Source organism: Aquabacterium sp. UBA2148 (assembly GCF_002328915.1).
GTDB lineage: Bacteria > Pseudomonadota > Gammaproteobacteria > Burkholderiales > Burkholderiaceae_C > Aquabacterium > Aquabacterium parvum.
Window position 1 is genome coordinate 1,101 of sequence record NZ_DCXA01000275.1, and the last position, 3,464, is coordinate 4,564.

Sequence of the window (3,464 nt, forward strand, 5' to 3'; positions counted from 1 at the left end):
CACCGCCGCCCTGATGCCGACTGCTTTCGCGCAAAGCCCGATCATCATCAAGTTCAGCCACGTGGTGGCCGTCGACACGCCCAAGGGCAAGGCCGCCGAGTTCTTCGCCAAGCGCGCGGCCGAGCTGACCAAGGGCAAAGTCAAGGTCGAGGTCTACCCCAACAGCCAGCTCTACAAGGACAAGGAAGAGATGGAAGCGCTGCAACTGGGCTCGGTCCAGATGCTGGCGCCGTCGCTGTCGAAGTTCGCCCCGCTGGGCGTCAAGGAATTCGAAGCGTTCGACCTGCCCTTCATCTTCGACGACTACAACGACCTGCACGCTGTCACGCAAGGCCCTGTGGGCGCCAAGCTGCTCAAGAAGCTCGAGTCGCGCGGCATCACCGGCCTGGCCTACTGGGACAACGGCTTCAAGGTGATGTCGGCCAACAAGCCGCTGAAGTCGCCCGAGGACTACAAGGGCGTGAAGATGCGCATCCAGTCCTCCAAGGTGCTGGACGCGCAGATGCGTTCTGTGGGCGCCCTGCCCCAGGTGCTGGCCTTCTCGGAAACCTACCAGGCGCTGCAGACCGGCGTGGTCGATGGCACCGAGAACCCGCCGTCCAACCTCTACACGCAAAAGATGCATGAAGTGCAGAAGCACCTGAGCATCACCAACCACGGCTACCTGGGCTACGCGGTTGTGGTCAACAAGAAGTTCTGGGACGGGCTGCCCGCCGACGTGCGCGCCGCGCTGAACAAGGCCATGGTCGAGTCCACCAAGGTGGCCAACGACGTCGCTTTCCAGGACAACCAGGACGCCCTGGCCAAGGTCAAGGCCGCCGGCAAGACCACCATCTACCAGCCCACCCTGGGCGAGCGCTTCCTGCTCAAGAAGGCGATGTTCCCGGTGCACAAGCAGATGTCCTCGCGCATCGGCGAAGAGACCATCAACGAGATCTACAAGGTCACCAACTTCGATCCCACCAAGATGTGATCGACGTGGGCTGACCGCGCTGCTGGCCCACGCGTGACGTGGGCCTTTTTTCGACACCTGTTGACCTCACCCAAGGAGAGCCCATCATGAAATGGCTCGATCACCTGGAGGAGTGGCTGATCGCGACCCTGATGGGCGCCGCCACCCTGATCATCTTCGTCTCGGTGGTGCACCGCTATGCCGTGGGTTTCAACACCCCGCTGCAAGACTGGCTGCTCGGCCTGAACCTGGCCTGGGCACAAGAAGCCACCATCTACCTGTTCGTGTGGATGGCCAAGTTCGGCGCGGCTTACGGCGTGCGCACCGGCATCCACGTCGGCGTCGACGTGCTGATCAACCAACTCAGCCCCGGCAACCGCAAGAAATTCGTGCTGTTCGGGCTGCTGGCTGGCGCGTTGTTCACCGGCGCCATCGCGGCCATGGGGGCAGGCTTCGTCTGGCACAACGGCGCGAACTTCGCCTTCCACAGCTTCCTGGGCATGGACGTCTCCGAAATGATCGAAGGCCCCACCACGCCTGACCTGGAGTGGCCGACCTGGATCATCTACAGCGCCATCCCGCTGGGCTCTTCGCTGATGTGTTTCCGCTTCCTGCAGGTGGCCTGGAACTTCGCCCGAACCGGCGAGTTGCCCCACCACGACCACGGACACGTGGACGGCCTGGACGAAGAAGCCGAACAAGCCAAGGCCTGAAGGAGACAACCATGAGTGGCATCATCATTTTCACCCTGCTGCTGGTCCTCATGCTGACCGGCATGCCGATCTCCATTTCCCTGGGCCTGACCGTCCTGACCTTCATCTTCGGGTTCACGGACGTGCCCATCGAGTCGGTCGCACTCAAGCTGTTCACCGGCATCGAGAAGTTCGAGATCATGGCGATCCCGTTCTTCATCCTGGCGGGCAACTTCCTCACCCACGGTGGGGTCGCCAAGCGCATGATCAACTTCGCCACCAGCATGGTCGGCCACTGGCACGGTGGCTTGGGCCTGGCCGGCGTGGTGGCCTGCGCGCTGTTCGCCGCCGTGTCGGGCTCCTCGCCCGCGACGGTGGTGGCCATCGGCTCCATCTTGCTGCCGGCGATGGTCAAGGCGGGCTTTCCGAACAAGTTCGGCGCCGGCGTGATCACCACCTCGGGCGCACTGGGCATCCTCATCCCGCCGTCCATCGTGATGGTGATGTACTCGGTGTCGACCAACACCTCGGTGGGCGCCCTGTTCATGGCCGGTGTGATCCCGGGCCTGATGCTGGCCAGCCTGCTGGGCCTGACCACCTGGTGGCGCGCCCGCAAGTTCGGCTACCCGCGCATGCCCAAGGCGACGTTCGCGCAACGCATCAAGGCACTGCGCGAATCGATGTGGGGCCTGCTGCTCATCGTCGTGGTCATGGGCGGCATCTACACCGGCCTGTTCACGCCGACCGAAGCCGCCGCCATGAGCGCCGTCTACGCCTTCATCGTGGCCGTGTTCGTCTACAAGGACATGGGCCTCAAAGACGTGCCGCGCGTGCTGCTGGCCTCGGCCAACATGAGCGCGATGCTGCTCTACATCATCACCAACGCCGTGTTGTTCAGCTTCGTGCTGGCCAACGAGAACATCCCGCAGCAATTGGCCGACTGGCTGGTGAACATGGGCCTGGGCCCGATCGCCTTCCTGCTGGTGGTCAACATCCTGCTGCTGGTGGCCGGCAACTTCATGGAGCCGTCGTCGATCGTGCTGATCATGGCGCCCATCCTGTTCCCGGTGGCCGTCAAGCTGGGGATCGATCCGGTGCACTTCGGCATCCTGATCGTGGTGAACATGGAAGTCGGCATGTGCCACCCACCGGTGGGGCTGAACCTGTACGTGGCCTCGGGCATCACCAAAATGGGCATCACCGAGTTGACGGTCGCCGTGTGGCCCTGGCTGCTGACGATGCTGGGCTTCCTGGTGCTGGTGACGTACTACCCGCCCCTGTCGCTGTGGCTGCCCAATCTGTTGATGAAATGACGCACTGAGCGGTCGCTTTGACCCAGTTGTCGGCTCGGACATGACCGCGCTGACGGGAGGGCTGGCACGATGTTTGATGCACCCCTGCATCCATCGGCCAGCCCTCCTTTCTCATGACGCAACGCAAAACCACTACAACGGCCACCACACGCCCCCAGACCGGGGCCAAGTCCGCCGCGAATGCCGTCATCGCCCCGCTGCTGCGCGACATCCGCCTGCTGGGCAAGTTGTTGGGGGACGTCATCCGTGAGCAGGAGGGGCAAGCCACCTTCGAGCTGATCGAAAAAATTCGGCAATTGGCGGTTGCCTACAGAGGGCGAAAGGACGCACAGGCCGGCAAAGCCCTTGACCGCCTGCTCAACAACCTGTCGGCAGACCAAAGCGTGTCGGTCATCCGCGCGTTCAGCTATTTCTCGCACCTGGCCAACCTGGCAGAGGACCGCCACCAGGTTCGCCAGGCGAGCCAAGCCGGTGCGCGACCTGCCACGGGCTCCATCCCCGCCGCGC

At 63.4% G+C, this 3,464-nt stretch carries 4 protein-coding genes; all 4 read left to right on the forward strand.

What is annotated here, in order from left to right; all coding sequences use genetic code 11:
* Positions 1 to 13 precede the first annotated feature (13 nt).
* The gene (locus B2W70_RS15440; protein ID WP_286747020.1) at positions 14 to 973 is read left to right on the forward strand and encodes a TRAP transporter substrate-binding protein; all 960 of its coding nucleotides are present in this window, start codon (positions 14 to 16) and stop codon (positions 971 to 973) included.
* Positions 974 to 1,059: 86 nt separating this feature from the next.
* Positions 1,060 to 1,665, forward strand: a complete 606-nt coding sequence (locus B2W70_RS15445; RefSeq protein WP_286747010.1) for a TRAP transporter small permease — start codon at positions 1,060 to 1,062, stop codon at positions 1,663 to 1,665.
* 11 nt (positions 1,666 to 1,676) lie between these two features.
* Positions 1,677 to 2,957, forward strand: coding sequence for a TRAP transporter large permease (locus B2W70_RS15450; RefSeq protein WP_286747011.1), 1,281 nt, complete (start codon positions 1,677 to 1,679; stop codon positions 2,955 to 2,957).
* Between the two features lie 113 nt (positions 2,958 to 3,070).
* Positions 3,071 to 3,464 (forward strand): phosphoenolpyruvate carboxylase (locus B2W70_RS15455; protein ID WP_286747012.1); only part of this gene is annotated, 394 nt, incomplete at its 3' end.